The sequence below is a fragment of the Wolbachia endosymbiont of Drosophila baimaii genome (assembly GCF_028982185.1).
Classification (GTDB): domain Bacteria; phylum Pseudomonadota; class Alphaproteobacteria; order Rickettsiales; family Anaplasmataceae; genus Wolbachia; species Wolbachia pipientis.
Genome location: NZ_JAPQLE010000208.1, coordinates 1 through 1,336, shown reverse-complemented (window position 1 = coordinate 1,336; position 1,336 = coordinate 1). Strand labels below are relative to the sequence as shown.

The following is a 1,336-nucleotide window of genomic DNA, read 5'->3' as shown; positions in this document are numbered from 1 at the left end:
AATCATAACTATATGCTGCTGGCGTTCAACCTCCTTATCATCATCTATCCTTATCCTACCACATCCGGACTTTTATGGAAAGAGCTATAAATGGCTGTATAGTAAAATAATAATTGAGACGCCTTGCAATAAAGCAAAAGCAGAAATTACATGTTTCCTATTTTTAAATAAGTTTGAGATTCGATCTGCAATTGGAGCACCAACTGCAAGACCAAGCCATAGTATTGCAGTTGCTATACCTGACTCCATTGCATTGAGTTCTGAGTTGCCCAGTAACCTTGGAGCCCACAAGGTATTAAGTGCTAAAAATGTTCCAAAAGTAATAGCACCCACCACTGAAGTTATCCAGATATCTCTTAATTTTAGCACTGTTAATATAGAGCACATTACTGTCTTCATAGAGCTTTTTATTGTGCGCTTTTCTGAGCTGCTTTCTGGAAGTGTGTTTGGACAAAAAAGCGTAAGTACAAATATCAACACACCAAATAGTATTATGCATACAATCAGATTTTTCCAATATGCATCTTCGGCAAGCAAGTTAGAGAACAGTATTTGAATTACCAAAGCAGAAAGGCTTGAAATTATCTGCACTAGTGAAAACATTAGTCCAAATTGGGCAGCGGAAAAACATATGCTACTTGTGTGAGCAGCACCAATAAAACCAAATGATGCTCCAGTTGCAATCAACACTTGAGACAAAATCAAATGGGAGAAATTGTCACTATTAATAAGGACAAAAAACCCCAAGATCATAGTTGATAACGAGAAAAAATAAATTTTTTTACTGGAAAAAACATTAAACGTTGCTCCACTAAAAAATTGTAAGATGGCGAAAGTCCAAGTATATACTGAATTAGCCAGTGCAACTTGCGCGATTGTAAGTCCAAGTTCCTTTTCGAGATTTACACTTATAAAGGTATAAATTATCTGCATGTTGCTGAATATAACAACCAAGTTACTAATCAGCCAAATGAACCAAGCCTTAGCTCTGCTTTCCATAAGATTTATTTTTATAAGTAATCTATTAGAAATTTAACACTAAGTCTCTTTTTAAGCTATTGTTTCCTGACTACTGTTATAGCTAACCCAAAAAACGGTTTCCCTACGTCATACCGCCGCGGTATCTCTAGATCCCGCTAACAAGCAGCGGGATGACGAGCTTATCGTCACGCCGCCACGAACCGTCATACCGCGATTCATTCGCGGTATCTCAGCCGCTAACAAGTAGCGGGATGACGGTTGTCAGGGTGTCATGAAAGTAGCTGACACTGGAATGGCTTTGTTGCATCGCTAGCTATGATGGATTAAAGATAAAAAAGATGGAGAATATCAGTAG

Annotated in this window: 1 pseudogene; it reads right to left on the bottom strand. The window is 37.9% G+C overall.

Going from position 1 to position 1,336, the window contains the following annotated elements:
* Positions 1-87: 87 nt before the first annotated feature.
* A pseudogene (locus OZD66_RS05975) lies at positions 88-999 on the bottom strand (MFS transporter); the annotation flags it as partial.
* Between the last annotated feature and the right edge of the window lie 337 nt (positions 1,000-1,336).